12 protein-coding genes are annotated in these 15399 nt (G+C 72.4%); 5 read left to right on the top strand and 7 right to left on the bottom strand.

Annotated elements, in window-relative coordinates; genetic code table 11:
• Positions 1–113: 113 nt before the first annotated feature.
• The gene (locus ACW62_RS31115; protein WP_053208024.1) at positions 114–1619 is read right to left on the bottom strand and encodes an O-antigen ligase family protein; all 1506 of its coding nucleotides are present in this window, start codon (positions 1617–1619) and stop codon (positions 114–116) included.
• Entirely contained in the window at positions 1616–2641 is a 1026-nt protein-coding gene (locus tag ACW62_RS31110; RefSeq protein WP_157575105.1) for a hypothetical protein, read from the bottom strand. The genes ACW62_RS31115 and ACW62_RS31110 overlap by 4 nt, the downstream gene beginning before the upstream one ends.
• Positions 2642–2781: 140 nt before the next feature.
• On the opposite strand from ACW62_RS31110, the gene ACW62_RS31105 reads away from it, so the two are divergent.
• From ACW62_RS31105 to ACW62_RS31090, 4 genes are read left to right on the top strand one after another with little or no spacing between them, the layout of a single operon-like run.
• Positions 2782–4071 carry a polysaccharide pyruvyl transferase family protein gene (locus ACW62_RS31105; protein WP_053208022.1) on the top strand — a complete coding sequence of 430 codons (1290 nt, stop codon included), beginning with the start codon at positions 2782–2784 and terminating at the stop codon, positions 4069–4071.
• Positions 4068–5315: a Coenzyme F420 hydrogenase/dehydrogenase, beta subunit C-terminal domain gene (locus tag ACW62_RS31100; RefSeq protein WP_053208021.1), complete on the top strand. Its 1248-nt coding sequence runs from the start codon at positions 4068–4070 to the stop codon at positions 5313–5315. Before ACW62_RS31105 ends, ACW62_RS31100 begins: the two co-directional genes overlap by 4 nt.
• The gene (locus ACW62_RS31095) at positions 5315–6160 is read left to right on the top strand and encodes a glycosyltransferase family 2 protein (protein WP_053208020.1); all 846 of its coding nucleotides are present in this window, start codon (positions 5315–5317) and stop codon (positions 6158–6160) included. The genes ACW62_RS31100 and ACW62_RS31095 overlap by 1 nt, the downstream gene beginning before the upstream one ends.
• A gap of 8 nt (positions 6161–6168) precedes the next feature.
• On the top strand, positions 6169–7140 hold the full coding sequence (locus ACW62_RS31090; RefSeq protein WP_169792166.1) for a glycosyltransferase family 2 protein: 972 nt from the start codon (positions 6169–6171) through the stop codon (positions 7138–7140).
• Here the strand turns inward: ACW62_RS31090 and ACW62_RS31085 are convergent.
• The 3 genes from ACW62_RS31085 to ACW62_RS31075 are packed head-to-tail and all read right to left on the bottom strand — an operon-like array spanning position 7097 to position 11484.
• Complete coding sequence (locus tag ACW62_RS31085) at positions 7097–8371, bottom strand: Fic family protein (protein WP_053208018.1); 1275 nt, start codon at positions 8369–8371, stop codon at positions 7097–7099. The two genes, ACW62_RS31090 and ACW62_RS31085, sit on opposite strands and share 44 nt — an antisense overlap.
• 42 nt (positions 8372–8413) lie before the next feature.
• On the bottom strand, positions 8414–10291 hold the full coding sequence (locus ACW62_RS31080) for an asparagine synthase-related protein (protein ID WP_053208017.1): 1878 nt from the start codon (positions 10289–10291) through the stop codon (positions 8414–8416).
• 29 nt (positions 10292–10320) lie between these two features.
• Positions 10321–11484 carry a polysaccharide lyase domain-containing protein gene (locus tag ACW62_RS31075; RefSeq protein ID WP_053208016.1) on the bottom strand — a complete coding sequence of 388 codons (1164 nt, stop codon included), beginning with the start codon at positions 11482–11484 and terminating at the stop codon, positions 10321–10323.
• Between the two features lie 582 nt (positions 11485–12066).
• Here ACW62_RS31075 and ACW62_RS31070 point away from each other — a divergent pair.
• Complete coding sequence (locus ACW62_RS31070; RefSeq protein WP_053208015.1) at positions 12067–13011, top strand: glycosyltransferase family 2 protein; 945 nt, start codon at positions 12067–12069, stop codon at positions 13009–13011.
• Here the strand turns inward: ACW62_RS31070 and ACW62_RS36040 are convergent.
• Positions 12976–13836, bottom strand: a complete 861-nt coding sequence (locus tag ACW62_RS36040) for a glycosyltransferase family 2 protein (protein WP_240477463.1) — start codon at positions 13834–13836, stop codon at positions 12976–12978. The two genes, ACW62_RS31070 and ACW62_RS36040, sit on opposite strands and share 36 nt — an antisense overlap.
• On the bottom strand, positions 13730–15394 hold the full coding sequence (locus ACW62_RS31060) for a lipopolysaccharide biosynthesis protein (RefSeq protein ID WP_083460374.1): 1665 nt from the start codon (positions 15392–15394) through the stop codon (positions 13730–13732). Before ACW62_RS31060 ends, ACW62_RS36040 begins: the two co-directional genes overlap by 107 nt.
• Positions 15395–15399: the final 5 nt, after the last annotated feature.

The following is a 15399-nucleotide window of genomic DNA, read 5'->3' as shown; positions in this document are numbered from 1 at the left end:
AGCTCCACGACGACTTCCCACCCGTGACCAGCCAACAAGCAGCCGCTTGACATAGAAGCGTCATCAACGTTCTGGGCTGCTATAACAGCCCAAAAGGTTGATGATCATGGAGGTCAGGTCAGGCGGTCGCTGACGGGTGTGGCGCGGTTGCGGTGCCAGAACCCCATCAACGGCGTCGCGACGTACTTGTCGCCGGGCGCGGCGACCTGCAGCACCCGTTCGTGTGGTGACTGATGGTCCAGCCGCCACAGGGCGCCGATCGCTCCCAGGATGATGGCGATGACGCCCACGAACGTCGCGAACGAGAACGAGTCGAACGTGGCGCTGACCATGAGACCGACGGGCATGGCGACGGCCAGGGCCTGGGCGAGGTGCCGGGTCTCCTGGTCGGCGCCGCGCAAGCGCAGGCTGCGGCCGATGAAGTAGGGCACCATGAAGAAGATCACCAGGCCCGTGACGCCCAGGACGCCGCCGGCCAGCAGCGTCATGTAGAGCTGGTTGTCCAGCAGGATGTACTCCGACGGGATGACGGTGCCGGCGCCGCGGCCGAACCAGGGCCGCAGCGACCAGAGGTCCATGACGTAGTCGGTGCGGGCGATGCGGTCCTGGACGCTGGGGTCGTCCTCGGCGTTGGTGAACAGCGCCCGGATGGTCCCCAGCACGCCCGGCTGCAGCACGTGGAAGGCGGCCGTGGCCACGACGCCGAGGACCAGGGCGTTGTACCGCTGCCGCCACGGCCACACCGTGGCCATCAGCACCATGCCCATGAGCACCGCGAGCGTCGCCGAGCGGGAGATGGCGAACGGGATGCCGGCGGCGATCAGGCCGACCGCCACCCAGAGCCAGCGGCGCTGCGACCCGGGCCGGGCGAACAGGGCGTAGTGCAGGGCGATCGGCAGCACGAGCGCCAGGACCACGCCGAACTCGATGTAGTGGTTGGCCGTCGACGCCACGCGGGCGAATTCCGGTCCGCCGCGCGCGCCGATGCCGATGAGGTCGGAGTTCAGTGACAGCCCGGGGAGCTTGATGTACTGGACGAGGTCGACGATGCGCAGGAACTGCAGCGCGCCGATGGCCGCCATCACCGCGGTGAAGCCGACCAACGCCTTGAGCACGGTGTCGAGCTGCTTGCGGGTGCCGATGCCGTCGGCGGTCGCCAGCACGATGCCGGCCGTCGCGAGGACGAAGATGAGCCAGCGGTCCGCGGCGCTGGCCTCGATGGCGGGCAGTCCGCGGTCGTAGCCCACGGCGTAGCCGACCAGCTCGATCGCCACCCAGATGCCGACGACCCAGCGGACCGGCTGCGACCCGCTGGGCAGTTGGCCGCTGCGGAACAGCGACATCAGCCACAGGAAGACCAGCAGCAGGCCGAGCGCGACCGACGGCCGGCCGACGGCGCCCATCCCGCCGATGACCATGCGCGCCGGGATGAGGAACTGGGCGGCGAGGAACACGATGAGCAGGACCGTGGTGTCCGGCCGGCGGCGGCGCAGCAGCGTCGGCTGCCAGTCGTGCCGCACGACGTCCAGGTTGCGCGGGTGCCGCAGCAGCACCGGCTCGCGGGAGTCGCGCTTCCGGCGACCGGTGCGTGGGGCGACAGCGGCCCCGGTGCCGCTCATCGCTTCCGCGAGGTCTCGGGCTCTGCGGGCTCGGCGTCGGGGCTGGCGTCCTGCTCGCGCTTGGTCTTGCGCAGCTGGCGCTTGGTGAACTCGGGGTCGAAGAACGGATTGCGCTGCGGCCGTTCGCGCTGCTCCTGCTCGATGGCCTCCTCGAGGCCGTGATCGCCCGGCCAGACCCACTCGTTGGTGTTGATCATGGCGCTGTTGATGCTCGGGCTGGCCGTGCCGAGGCCGCCGTGGTCGTCGGGCGCGGACCCGTTCGTGGTGGCTGGCTCGGCCCTGCGGCGGGGCGACTCGGCCGCCGGTTCGGCTGCGGCCGCCGGTTCGGCCGCGCCGGTCTCGGGCGTGGCGGTCTCGGGCGTGGCGGTCTCGGCCGCGGACTCGCGGCGCTTGTCGCCGCGGGCCCGCTTCCGCTCGCCGCCGAGGCCGCGGGCACGGGCCCGCTTCCAGAGCCCGACGATGTCGTCGAACAGGACCGCGACGAGCAGCGAGACGCCGGCGCCGATGACGCCGACCACGGCCTGGATGCGCAGCTTGCCCTCCTGGACGGCGGCGATGACCGTGGGCGGCTCGAGCACCTGCAGGCTCACCTGCGCCGTCGGCGGGATGCCGGCCGCCTCCTGGCGGCTGACCAGCTCCGCCGTGGCGACGTCGATGAGCGCGGTGCCGGTGGCGACGGCGTCCTGGGGATCGCCGGAACGGATGGACAGGTAGGCGATGGAGCTGCGCGACTCGGGTGTGACCTCGTAGGCGCCGCCGTGGCCGGCGGCGGCAAGGGCAGCGCGCGTCTCGACGCTGTTCAGCACGATGGTCGCGACCTCGTTGGCGCCGCTGAGGTCGCCGTACGGGTTGGGCAGCTCGGTCTCGCCGGGTCCGGCCACGTACATGATGGTCGCGGTGGCCTGGTACTCCGGCGCGACGCTGTTGCCGGCGCTGACGGCGGCGAGGCCCGTCAGCGCGAGCAGCGGCAGCAGGACATACCAGCGGCGCAAGGCCGCAAGAGTGATTCGCCAGACGTCCACGTATTGCCCCCCAGCACGTGCTGCCCCATGACGAGGCCTGCTCCATGGTAGGCGGTATCACGAGCACGGCAAAGCCGAACAGTCGCGTCATTCGCCGATGTCGGACATACTTGCAGTGTCTTGCACTGTGGGGGGGCCACGTGGGGGGAATACGACTCTGTCTTGCCGGCGCGTCGATCGGCAACGGCAACAGAGGCGTCGAAGCGCTCGGGCGCTCGGTACTGGACGTCATCGACGCGGTCGCGCCGGGCGGGCAGGTCACCGCGTTCGACGACGGCTGGGGCGTGCGTCCCGACACCTCGGGGCGGTACCCGTCCACGACGGTGGAGTTCGCCGGCGTCCGCACGTCACGGCGCTGGCACCGGCCGGAGAGCTGGGCACAGATCCGGGTCGCGCAGGCCTTCGGCGGCCGGGGCAACGCGGTCGCCGCGCGCATCGCCCGCGCCGACGCCGTCGCCGATATCAGTGGCGGCGACAGCTTCACCGACCTGTACGGACCGGTCCGGCTGCACTCGGTCGCCGCGCCGAAGCTGGCCGCGGTGCGGGCCGGCCGGCCGCTGGTGCTGCTACCGCAGACGTACGGCCCGTTCGACACCCCCGAAGGGCAGGTGCTCGCCCAGCGGCTGATCCGCTCGGCGTCGCTGGCCTACGCGCGTGACCCGCACAGCTACCAGCGGCTGCTCGAGCTGGCCGGTCCGGGCGCCGACACCACCCGGCTGCGCGACGGCGTCGATGTCGCGTTCGCGCTGCGGCCGCGCCGGCCGGCGCCGCACGTCGCCGACGTCGTCGATGCCTGGGCCGCTGACGAGGTCGTGGCGGGCGTCAACGTCAGCGGGCTGCTCCGCGATGCCGCTGGGCGAGAGCGGTTCGGGCTGGCCGGCGATTACATCGCGACGATGACCGAGCTGGTCCGCGCCCTGATCGCGACCGGCGCCCGGGTGCTGCTGGTGCCGCACGTGCAGGTGCCCGGCGGCCAGGGCGAGAGCGACATCGCCGCCATCGAGCAGGTGCTGGGCGAGCTGACCCCGGCCGAGCGCGAGCGGGCCGCCGTCGTGCCGCCGGAGCTCGACGCGGCCGAGCTGAAGTGGTGCATCGCGCGGTGCGACTGGTTCGCCGGCAGCCGCATGCACGCCACCATCGGCGCCCTGTCGTCGCAGGTGCCGGCGTTCGGCTACGCCTACAGCCTCAAGACGCTGGGTGTCTTCGAGACCTGCGGCATGGGCGCGCAGGTCGCCGACGCGCGCGAACTCGCCGGGCCGGCCGCGGTCGAGGCGATGGCGGCCTCGTTCCACGCGCGCGCCACGAGCCGCGACCTGCTGGCCGAGACCGTGCCCGGCGTGGTCGACCGCGCCCGCGGGCAGCTCGCTGACATCGTCCACGACGTGCTCGGCTGGCGGCACGACGCCGACCGGCGGGGAGCGATCGCGTGACCACCAGGCCCGGCTCGATCCAGGAGGTCGTCGACGCGCACCTGTGCAGCGGCTGCGGCACCTGCGCGTTCCTCGAGCCCGAGGCGCTGCGGATGGCCGACGTGCCGGGCGCCGGGCGCCGGCCGCTGCCGATCGCGAGCGTCAACGGCCGGGTGGCCGGCGCGGCGCTCGCGGCCTGCCCGGGGGCGCGGCTGGAGCACGAGGCCGGCGCGCTGGACGGCGCTCCGCTGGGGGGCAGCTGGGGACCGATCCTGGCGCTCTACGAGTGCTGGGCCACCGATCCCGAGGTCCGGCACCGGGGCTCGTCCGGCGGCGTGATCAGCGCGCTCGCCGCGCACGCCGTCACGTCGGGCGCGGCCACCGGCGTGCTGCAGGTGCAGGCCCGCGCGGACGCCCCGCTGGAGAACGAGACCGTCCGCAACCGCACGTACGGCGACATCGTCGCCGCGGCCGGCTCGCGGTACTCGCCGGCCAGCCCGGGGGAGCGGCTGGACCTCGTCGAGGACGCCGACGGGCGCAGCGTCGTCGTCGGCAAGCCGTGCGACATCGCCGCCGCCCGGCAGGCGGCGCGGCTGCGGCCGTCGCTGGCCGCGAAGGTCGAACTGACCATCGGCATCTTCTGCGCCGGCACACCGACCACCCAGGGCACCGAGGAGGTGGTCCGGCGGCTCGGCGTCGACCCTGACGACGTCACGCAGCTCGACTACCGCGGCGAGGGCTGGCCGGGCCGGTTCCGGCTGCGCACCGGCGACGGCCGGACGCCGTCGTTCAGCTACGAGGAGTCCTGGGGCGAGACGCTGCAGAAACACCGGCAGTGGCGGTGCATGATCTGCCCGGACCACACCAGCGAGTTCGCCGACCTCGCCGTCGGCGACCCCTGGTACCGGACGGTGCGCGACGGCGAGCCGGGGCGGTCGCTGGTCGTGGTCCGGACCGAGGCCGGCCGGGCCGCGCTCGAGGCGGCGCTGCGCGACGGCGCCGTCGAGGGCGGCCCGATCCCGCTGGAGCGGCTGCCGCAGTCGCAGCCGAACCTGGCCGCGACCCGCGGCGCCGTCTGGGCCCGGGTCCGGACGATGCGGCTGGCCGGGCTGCTCGCGCCCGACTACACCGGCCTGCCGTCGTTCCGGCTCTGGCTGGCGCTGGGCTGGCGCGACAAGCTCCGGTCGACGGCCGGCACGCTGCGCCGGATCAAGGCCAAGCGGCTGCGCGAGCCCGAGCCGCGCCCGATGCGGGAGGTGGCGTGATGGGGCACCGCGCCGACATCGTCATGATCACCTACCGCAGCGCCGGCTACCTGCACCTGAGCCTGCCGCGGCTGCTGGAGACCTGCGGCCCGGACGACCGCGTCTGGCTGTGGCACAACGGCGACGACGAAGCCACCATCGAGGCGCTGCGGCCCTACCGCGACGACCCCAGGGTGTTCCGCTACCACCACAGCCGCGAGAACGTCCGGCTGCGCCCGCCGACGACCTGGCTGTGGACGGAGTCCGAGGCGCGGTTCGTGTCCAAGGTCGACGACGACTGCCTGGTCGCGCCCGGCTGGCTGGACACCTTCACCGCGGCGCACGACGCGAACCCGGACTTCGGCGTCATCGGCAGCTGGCGGCACCCCGACGAGGACCTCCGGCCCGAGCTGGCCCGGCGGAAGACCCAGACGTTCCGCGACGGCCACCAGCTGATGCGCAACCTGTGGGTCCAGGGCAGCGGCTACCTGATGCCCCGGTCGTTCGTCGAGCGGCTCGGCGTGCTCGGCGAGGCGGAGTCGTTCACCGGCTACTGCCTGCGGGTGGCCCGCGCCGGCGGCGTCAACGGCTACTACGTCCCGTTCGTCCGCGAGGACCACATGGACGACCCGCGCTCGCCGCACACGCTGGTCCGCACCGACGCCGAGCTGGCCGCGCGGATGCCGCTCTCGGCGCAGGCCAACGGCGTCCGGACGGTCGACGACTGGCTCGCCCAGCTGCGGCAGAGCGCCTACGTCCTGCAGACGGCGTCGCTGAACCCGAACGCCTACCGCGGCTGGCGGCGCCGCGCCAAGGCGGTGCGCAACCGGGTGCAGCGGCTGGTCGGGAAGCCGGCGACGTGGTGATGTCACCGGTGCCGGCCCCCGCGGCCGTCGACGACGGCGCACCGGTGGCGGACGTCGTCCTGGTCACGGTCACCTACAACAGCGCCGCGATCGTCGAGCGGTTCCTGCGGGCGCTGCCGGCGGCGCTCGACGGCCTCGGGTCGGCGCAGGTGGTGGTCGTCGACAACGACTCCGCCGACGGCACCGTCGAGCGGGTGGTCGAGCTGGCGCCCTGGGCCGTCGCGGTGAAGGCGGGCGCGAACCTCGGCTACGGCGCGGGCCTCAACCTCGGCATCGGGCACGTGCGGGCGCGGCGCGGCATCCTGGTGCTGAACCCGGACGCCGTCCTGGCGCCGGGCGCGGTCGGCCGGCTGCTCGACGCCGTCGAGGCCGACCCCGCCGTGGGCATCGCGGTGCCCCGCATCGTCGACGCGACCGGGCGGCTGAAGTTCTCGCTGCGGCGCGAACCGACCATCGCGCGGGCGATCGGTGAGGCCGTGCTCGGCGGCCACCGCGCGGCCCGCTTCCCGCTGCTCGGCGACCAGATCCGCGACCCGTCCCGGTACGTCGACGGCGCCACCGCCGACTGGGCCACCGGTGCGGCGATGTTCCTGTCCCGCCGGGTGCTCGACGCCGTCGGGCCGTGGTCGGAGGAGTTCTTCCTCTACTCCGAGGAGACCGACTACGCCCTGCGCGCCCGCGACGCCGGCTTCCGCATCGGCTACGTCCGCGACGCGGTCGCGACGCATCCCGGCGGCGACATGGAGCGCTCGCCGTGGCTGTGGAGCCTGGTGGCGGTGAACCGCACCAAGCTCTACCGCAAGCGGCACGGCCCGCTGCGCTCCGCGGTGTACTGGGGCGTCGTCGTGTTCAACGAGGCGGTGCGTGCCGCGCTGGGACGGCGGACCAGCCGGGCCGCGCTGGGGGCGCTCCTCCGCGGCCGGGTTCCGCCGCCGGTCACCGGCCGGAACGGGGGACCGGACGTACCGGCTCGGACGTGATCGTGTCGCCCGTCGGGCTGGCGAGTGCCCGCTCCAGCGACGTGAAGAGGGCGAGCACGGCCGGCGCCTCGAAGACGCGATGGCGCTGCCTCCCGATGTTGCGCTGGACCAGAACGCCGGCCTCGACGAGCCGGTTGACGGCGGCGCTCGCCGCGACGGCCGACCGCTGGGTCAACGCGGCGACGGAGTCGACGGTGATCAGAGGAACCCCGGGAAGCACGGCGAGGAGGAGGTCGAGGGCCGAACCGGCTCGGACCCGGCCGAGGTCAGCTCGCCACTGCCGCACCAATTCGTCGATCCTCGTCGCATACACCTGCGCGTCGGCGCACGCCCGGCGGGTGGCCATGGCGAACATCCGCAGCCAGGTGGAGGCGGCCTCCGAACGCGCCGGGCTGTTCGCCTCTCCCACGTGGCGGAACGAGGTCAGGCCCGAGACGTAGTCCTTCGACCACGTGGCCAGGACGAGGCTGATCGGCGGGACGAAGCGAGGTGCGAGGCCGCGGCGACGCAGCACGATGTGGATGAGCGCCCGCCCGGCCCGTCCGTTGCCGTCACCGAACGGGTGGATCGTCTCGAACTGGGCATGTGCGAGCGCGGCCTGGACCAGCGGCGAGTGGTCGTCGCCGGACGCGTAGCCGACGAGGTCGTGCAGCAGATCCTCGACGTGCTCGGGTGGCGGTGGCACGAAGTCGGCGGCGCAGGGATTGTAGGAGCTCCCGCCGACCCAGTTCTGCCGGTCCCGCACCACGCCGCCGAGCTCCGGCGTAGGGGATCGCTTCATCAGGACCCGATGGACCGTCAGGACGTCGGCCAGGTCGAGGCCGGGTGGGTGGGTGGCCAGGTCGATGGCGGACTCCATCGCCGCGACGTTCCCCAGAACCTCGACGGCGACCTGATCGGGTGTGCCGCCGCCTCGGGACAGGGCGGCTTCGGCCTCGATGAGCCGGCGCGGGCCGGCGTGCAACCCTTCGATCCTCGATGACGCGACCGATTCCGCTCGCAGCAGGAAGCGGGCGAGTCCGTCCAGGCTGACATGACGGGTGCCGTTCCGGTTGAGCTCGGCGACGGCGGCTTCCGCGTCGGCGATGTCCGCGGCGAGGTCGCCGGGAAGCGTGGGCGTCCACCCCGTCAACGGGTCGGGGAGGTAGGCCTCGTAGGAACAACCGCCGCGGTCGCGGCGGCTCATGCCCTCGAACCGTGCCGTCCACTGCCGGCTGACGTAGGTCGCCATCCTTGGCCGACCGCCCCTCTAAGCTAAGGTTATCGATTAACCTTAGCTTACAGCCGCGGCACGGTGCCGCTGGGCGAAGTCGGCGGTCCACAGGGCCGCGGTGGCGACCCGCGCGAGCAGCAGCGGCGGGGCCGTCGGGCGGCCCGCGGCGACGGCGTCGGCCGCGTCGGCGAGGACGTCGCCCTTCAGGACGCCGCCGGCCTCGGCGCCCGCGCGCAGCATGGCGGCCAGCCGGTCCGCGTAGACGGGCCTGGTCCGGAGCAGCAGCTCGGCCGGGAACACCGCCGACTTCTCGTCAAGGACGTCGGCGAAGTAGGAGACGCCGGTCCGGGCGCGCGCGACCGCGGCGAGCCGGCCCGTGGCGCGTCGCCCGCCGCGGCGCAGCCCGGAGACCGGGTGCTCGGCGGTCATCCGCAGCCACTGCCGGCGGAACGACTCGTCACCGGTCCAGAAGAGGTGCGTCAGGGCGGCCGGCGGGTTGCCGTCGTCGCTGCGCGGGATGTCGGCGGTGCGCGTGATCGCCTCGCGGTGGATGCGCAGGTAGAGGCGCCCGTTGCGGCGGTGCTCCGGCCGCAGCCGGGTCAGGTACTCGAGGAACCGGCCGTCCAGGAAGGGCGTCTCGACGTACACGCCGCCGCGCCGCATGGCGTTGACCATCATGTTGCCCCAGCGGGTCTGCCGGTTGGCCACCTGCCAGAACGTGATCTGGTCCGAGCGCTCGGCGAAGTCCCAGGGCCGCAGCGAGTCCAGGATGCTCTCCTGGACCGCGGCGGCCATCCCCGCGGCCAGGCCGGCGTCGGCCAGGTACGGCTGGAGGTACGGCACCGCTCCCGCGTACCGGCTCCAGACCGCCCGCATGATCTCCGGCCGGCCGGTCAGCCCGTGCGCCTTCTCGTCGCCCCAGAGCGGACCGCCCGCGTGCCCGTTGATGACGGTGCCGGCCTGCGCCCGGATGGCGTCGAGGAACCAGGTGTCGTACAGCTCCGCGGGGGTGTGCGCGCCGTCGAGGCGGGTCGTCTCGGCGACGGCGTCGGCCAGCAGGCGGTCGTCGGTCACCGGCAGCGTCAGGTGCGGCAGCCGCACGCGGTCGGCGACCAGGGCGGCGATGCGCGTCTCGCGGTTGCGCCGGGAGCCGTACGTGAACGTCGTCAGTTCGGCGCCGAGGTCGCTGACGGTGGCGGCGACGGCCCGGCTGTCGAGCCCGCCGCTGAGGCTCACCGCGGTGCGGGCGGCCGGGTGACGGTCGAGGATGCCGGCGATGACGGACGGCCACAGCTCGCGGAACTCGGCCACGGCCTCGTCGTCGGTGAGCCGGGTGCTGGACGGCAGGAAGATCGGCGTGGACGTCACCTCGGCCGGCCCGCCGGGCCGCCAGGTCAGCGTGCCGCCCGCCGGCAGGATCCGGCCCGCCGCCAGCACCGTGCGTTCGCCGATCGGGTGCAGCATCGTCAGGTACTCGAGCAGGCCCAGCTCGTCGACGGCGGGCGGCGCACCCAGCGACACCAGCGACGCCAGGTGGGTCGAGACGAGGAGTTGGTCGTCGGCCAGCGCCCAGAAGACCGGGATCATACCGACGCCGTCGTTGCGGACCTCGACCGTCCCGTCGGCGCCGGCTGTGACCACCACGTGCCGGCCCTCGGCGCCGGCCGTGCGGTCCAGCCCGATGCCGGCGGCCGGATCGGCCGTGACCTCGGGGACGCCGACGGCCACCTGCAGTGTGTCGCCGGTCCGGCGTACCGACCCGGCGCCGCCGCCGGCCGGTGAACAGGTCACCAGCGCGGCGGCGGCCGTCGCGGTCTCGGCGTGGTCGTGGGACTGTGCGCCCGGCAGCAGGGCGGCGGCCCGCTGGACGGCACTGCTGCGCGCGGCGGCCGTACCGCCTCGCCCAGCGCCGGCCACCACCAGCAGCTCGTGCGACACAGTCCCCCGATCCTGACGTCCGCGGCGGGCTAGCCGCCGACGGGCTGCCCGGTGTCAGCCCAGACGTTACCGCTCCACTCGTTCCCGTTCCCGCCGTTCCAGGCGGTCAGCGGCCCGTACTTGCCGCACTCGGAGCTGTACTTGCGGCCGAACTGGTTGTCGACGTACCGGACGTTGCTCGCGGTCGGGTACTTCTTGGAGTCGACCGACCCGCCGTACGTGCAGTACGACCCGGTCGTGTTCAGGAGGTTGTGCTCGATCAGCACGTTCTCGACCGGCGAGAAGTCGCCGTACATCACCAGCGCGCCGGAGCAGCCGGGGCCCTCGCAGTCGACGGTGTTGTTGGTGATGGTGTGGTCGCCGCCGCCGTTGAGGCCGATGGCCGACCGGTGCGCGCCCGAGTTGGGGATGTAGTGGTTGGCGTGGATGTAGTTGCCCGTGATCACCGTGCCGTTGGTGATGCGCACCGCGCTGCCGACCTCGTGCACGCTGGAGTTGCGCAGCGTGTACGGGCACGGCGAGTAGACGGCGATGCTCTCGTCGTCCAGCTGCGACGTCCCCGTCACCTCGACGTACTCGATGACGACGTTCTGCGGACAGGTGCCGTCGTTCTTCTTCGCGATGTGCAGGCCGTACTTGGCGTCGAAGACGAGCCGGACGTCGCGGATGGTGACGTCGTCGTTCACGACCTTGATCCCGGAGGAGACCTCGAGACCCTCGATGACCTGGCCGTCCTCAGAGGTGGTGATGCCCTTGCTGGGCTTGAGGTCGGAGGTGCGGGGGCCGGTGCTCTCCAAGGTCGGGAACGGGCCGTTGTTCTCCGGCGTCGACGGCTGCTCCGTCTCGGGCGGTTGGGTCTCCTCCGGCTCCTCGGTCTCGGTGGGCTCCGGCTCGGGCTCGGCGCTCGCCGTCTCCTCGGGTGTCGGAGTGGGGGTAGGGGTGGGGGTGGGTCGCTCGATCTTGTGCCAGCCCCACTTGTGGCCGCGTTCGACCTTCTCCGGCCGGTTCTCGGACTTGCCGGCGAGTCGGACGTTGCTCACGGTGTCGTCGGCGATCGCCTGCGGCGTGCCGTCGTTGGACTGCAGTGCGTTCGATGCCAGCGCTCCGCCGACGAGAACCGTGGCGACGAGGGTGGTGGCGACGACGATCTTCCGTCGCGTCCTCCGCGCTGGCGAGCGAGCGTACTTCGGCATGAAATCAAATCCCTGCTGATAGACAACGCCCCGGGGTCAGTGCCCGTGACCTGGTCGTGACCGTGCCCAATCAAACATGCCGCCTCACCTCACGCAAGCCTGTGACCTGCAGAAAGGTCTGAGAATGGTCCGGACCACTCGGTCTGGACGGGTGCGTGGGACGGTCATGATCGCGTGCTGTGGCGCGGGCCGAGGCGGCGACGCGACCAGGGGAGATGTCACTATTTCCGACTTTCCGGGCAGCGCTGATTGTGGTCCGTCGCGAGGCGGGCCAGTTGTCCAAGATCTTCACAAAACCCGGGCCGAATGTGAGGTGGAACTCATGTCGCCGACTCGTCTGCGACGCGCTTCATCGGTGCGAAAACCACGACGGGCGGCTGATCGGCCGGGCGTGAATGACGCACCGGCAGAATGCGGATGCGCGTCGAATTCAACGGCCACCGGACCTCCCCCCTGTGCAGTCACGCTACACGTTGTCGATGGCGAGCAGAAGGCCTTTCCGAGTAGGGAATCGGGCCTCCGGATGGCACACTTGGAGGGCGATGTCCGGCGCGGGGGGCGCGGCGGACCCGGGGGGACGGTATGAGCGATGACGAGGCGCGGCTGCCGGCGGTGACGGTGATCGTCCCGGTGCGCGACGACCCCCGGCTGCGCGACTGTCTCGCCGCCCTGCAACGGCAGGACTACCCGGCCGGCCTGATCGACATCGTGGTCGCCGACAACGGCAGCCGCACCGACGTCGCGGCGGCGCTCGAACCGCCCGGCCCGGTGCCGACGCGGCTGGTCCGCGAGCCGCGCGGCGGGTCGTACACCGCCCGCAACGCGGCGCTACGCGTGGCCACCGGCACCGTCCTCGCGTTCACCGACGCCGACTGCCGGCCCGATCCCGGCTGGCTGTCCGCGGCGGTCGCCGCATTGACGCCAGGCACCGGCATCGTCGCCGGGCGGGTCAGTGTCTATGCACGTGACGCCCGGCGGCCGCACCCGGTCGAGGCGTACGAACTGCTGCACGCGTTCCCACAACGCACGTACGTGAGCCGTGGCGGCGCCTGCGTCACGGCGAACCTGGTCACGACGCGCGAGGTGGTCGACGCCGCCGGCCCGTTCCTCGACGACCTCATGTCCGGCGCCGACATCGAGTGGAGCCAGCGGGTCAACCACCTGGGCTTTCGCACTCGCTACGTGCCGGAGGCCGTGGTCGCGCACCCGGCGCGCAGCAGCTTCGGGCAGGTGCGCGCGAAGCTGGTGCGGGTGATGTCCGGCCGGGCCGAACGCGACCGGCTGGAAGGACGCGGCGTGCCGACGCACCGGCCGCCGGCGCGGCTGTGGATTCCGCCGCTGGGCGCATTCCGGCGCGCATTTCGCAGTCGCGAGCTTCCGACCGCGCGGGCGAAAGCGGCATTGATCGTCGGTGAGTTCCACCATCGTTATGTGTCGGCCTGGATCGCGTCGAGAATGGCGGCGGAAAATCGGCGTGCGGCCCGTTCCGATTCAGTTCTTGCTCTGCGCGATTCCGTCGACGAATGACCGCGTTCTGCTTCCGCGCAACCGGCGTCGCCATCGCCAGAGCGTGATTCCCGCCTGTCGTTTGAGCCAGGCATACGTGAATGCGGCGACCGTCCTGGCCTTGTCCGGCACCGGGAGGTCGCTGCGCAGGATCCACTGCTCGATGTCGACGAAGACCCGGGCCATCGGTGCGACGCCGGCCCTGCGGGGCGCGGCGGAGCCGAACCACTGTGCGGCCTGGCCGTCGCTCTGCTCGCCCAGCCCGCGGCTGTCGCGGGTGACCCGGCGGAAGAACAGGTACTCGGGCACCTCGTGCACGCGGCCGGCCAGCGCGACCTGGGCGAGGAACGTGACGTCGGAGGAGTCGGACGGCGTGATCAGCGTGGTCGCGCCGCGGAGCACGTCGGTGCGGATCACCCCGAAGCACGGGTTGCACAGCCAGCGGTGCGCGGCGAAGTCGCGCATCCGCCGCCAGGGCTCGGGGAACGGCAGGTGCATGCCGTCGCGGTGGTCGCCGATGGGGTCGTCGGCCTCGTCGATCAGCCGGGTCCGGCCGTAGGCGAGGACGACGCCCGGGTCGGCGTCGAGCACGGCGACGCAGGACGACAGGTAGGTGGGCGCGATCAGGTCGTCGTCGGCGGCCCACTTGAAGTACTCGCCGCGGGCCAGCTCGACCGGCCGGTTGTAGTTCGCGGCCGCGCCGACGTTGGTCTCGCTGCGGACGTACCTGATCCGCTGGTCACGACGCGTGAACTCGGCGACGATCTGCCCGGTCCGGTCCGTGGACGCGTTGTCCGACACGATCAGCTCGAAGTCGCCGTGGTCCTGCGCCAGGATCGACTCGATGGTCTGTGCGAGGTGGCGTTCGCCGTTGTAGACGGGAAGTCCGACGGTGACGCGGGGGCTGCCGGTCATGGCGCACCTTTCTGCCGCGGATGGTCAGGTAGAGGTCGACGACCTCGTCGCGGGCCCGGGGCCAGGCGATCAGCGCCGCCAGCCACGCCAGCCCGGCCGCGACCAGGATGAGGATCAGCCCGGTCGGCGCGGGCCACGACTCGGGCAGGACGTACTGCATGCCGGCCGCCGCCGCGAGCACGGCCGCCGACACCGCCAGCGGACGGAGCACCGCGACCAGCGCGTCGGCAGGACGTACCGGCGTGTTCCTGCAGGCCACGATGAACCCCGGCCAGGTGAGCACGACTTGGCTGATGGTGTAGGCCGCGGCGACGCCCTCGACGCCCCACTGGACGCCGATGAGGAATGCGCCGATGGTCCCGACGGCGTTGACGGCGGCCCATGTCGCCGCCGCGGCACCCCGGCCGAACGTCACGAACAGCCAGCCGGCGGTGGTCGAGATCAGCTGGATCAGGCTGGTGAGCGCCAGCAGCTGGAAGATCGTCGCCGCCTGCGTCCACTGGCTGCCCAGGAACACCTCAATGACCTGGGGTGCGGCCACCGCCAGGACGATGACGGCGGGCATCCCGGCGTGCGCGAGGCCGTTGATCGCCCGGCTGTACGCTCGCCGATACCGGCGCGGCTCGCCCTGCAGGGCGGAAAGCGTCGGCACCATCACCGCGCTGATCGGGTTCTTGATCTGCCGCAGCGGCAGGGTCAGCAGCGCGTACGCCCGGGTGTAGAGGCCGAGCGCGCCGGCCCCGAGCACGCGGCCGATGATGATGTTGTCGGCCTGCCGCGAGATCGAGTGGAGCAGGTTCGAGAGCATGACCTGGCTGCCGAACCAGACCAGGTGCAGCGTGTCCCGGAGCGGTGCCGGCCTGGTGAACCGCATGTCCGCGGCCAGCCAGACGAACACCGCGCTGAGCACCACATAGAGCACCTGCTGGAGGACGAGCGCCCAGACGCCGAGCCCGGCGAACGCCGCGGCGATCGCGGCGAGGCTGGACACGAACCGGGCGATCATGTTCCGGCTCGCCAGCTTCTTGAAGTCCATGCTGCGGTTGAGCAGCGCGCCGTGCTGGGTGGCCAGCCCGGCGAACAGGTAGCTGACGCCGAGCACCACGCAGATCTCGGTCAGTTGCGGCTCGTCGTAGAACGCCGCCAGCAGCGGGCCGGTCGCGGCGACGACGCCGGCGAGCAGCACGCCGAACGCGGCGTTGATCCAGAACAGCGCGTTGACCTGCGGCCAGGTGAGGTCCTCGCGCTGGATGACGGCCTGGCTCAGGCCGAGGCTGCGTAGCTGGTCGACGATGACGGTGAGCGTCAGCGCCATCGCCATGACGCCGAAGATCTCCGGCGTGAGCTGCCGGGAGAGGATCGCGATGGTGATGATCTGGAGCACGTAGCCCAGCCACTCGCCGACCATCGTCCACTTCAGGCCGTGGCCGACCTTCTTTCCGCTCGTTGCGGAGCGTTCCAGGCCGGCATCGGCGAGACCAGTGGACATGGGCG

The sequence above is a fragment of the Jiangella muralis genome, assembly GCF_001270745.1.
GTDB lineage: Bacteria > Actinomycetota > Actinomycetes > Jiangellales > Jiangellaceae > Jiangella > Jiangella muralis.
This window is presented reverse-complemented; position numbering and strand designations above follow the sequence as displayed.

Bases quoted from the DNA above. Each gene is read 5' to 3' on its own strand.
- ACW62_RS31075 (WP_053208016.1), bottom strand. From the start codon at position 11,484: ATGCCGAAGTACGCTCGCTCGCCAGCGCGGAGGACGCGACGGAAGATC.
- ACW62_RS31085 (WP_053208018.1), bottom strand. From the start codon at position 8,371: ATGGCGACCTACGTCAGCCGGCAGTGGACGGCACGGTTCGAGGGCATG.
- ACW62_RS31060 (WP_083460374.1), bottom strand. From the start codon at position 15,394: ATGTCCACTGGTCTCGCCGATGCCGGCCTGGAACGCTCCGCAACGAGC.
- ACW62_RS31115 (WP_053208024.1), bottom strand. From the start codon at position 1,619: ATGAGCGGCACCGGGGCCGCTGTCGCCCCACGCACCGGTCGCCGGAAG.
- ACW62_RS31070 (WP_053208015.1), top strand. From the start codon at position 12,067: ATGAGCGATGACGAGGCGCGGCTGCCGGCGGTGACGGTGATCGTCCCG.
- ACW62_RS31095 (WP_053208020.1), top strand. From the start codon at position 5,315: ATGGGGCACCGCGCCGACATCGTCATGATCACCTACCGCAGCGCCGGC.